Source organism: Hungatella sp. SL.1.14, from assembly GCF_024460495.1.
GTDB lineage: Bacteria > Bacillota > Clostridia > Lachnospirales > Lachnospiraceae > Hungatella > Hungatella hathewayi.
The window spans coordinates 1-391 of sequence record NZ_JANFYJ010000169.1 but is presented as its reverse complement, the minus strand read 5'-3'; the positions used below and the strand labels follow the sequence as shown (position 1 = coordinate 391).

General features: G+C 52.9%; 1 pseudogene. It reads right to left on the bottom strand.

The window, feature by feature from the left end:
- Positions 1-33 precede the first annotated feature (33 nt).
- Positions 34-391: pseudogene (locus NE473_RS30520) on the bottom strand (aminotransferase class V-fold PLP-dependent enzyme); the annotation flags it as partial.

The following is a 391-nucleotide window of genomic DNA, read 5'->3' as shown; positions in this document are numbered from 1 at the left end:
CTGATCCATGCCCGTTTCCCGGATGTAGCACTAGGCCGCATAAAGTCCTGCAATTCCATGACCATTTAGAGTTCCCGCCTCCAAAGCCGCCGGCATATCCGCCGGATGGGTCTTTGAGTAGCTGTGGACGCCGCTTCCGCCCACGATGAGAGGCCTCACGGCAATGCCCTCGCGCACACAGATTCCTCCCGTCCCCTGGTGTCCCAGAAGACCTTTGTGTCCGGTGAAGCAGAGAACATCTATCTTCATTTCTTCCATATTAATGTCGAACACGCCTGCGGTCTGAGAAGCATCCACGACATAAAGGAGTTTTTTTTTCTCTGCAGAAGCGTCCAATCCACCCGATATCCACCATATTTCCGGTCAAATTAGAGGCATGGGTAGAGACGAT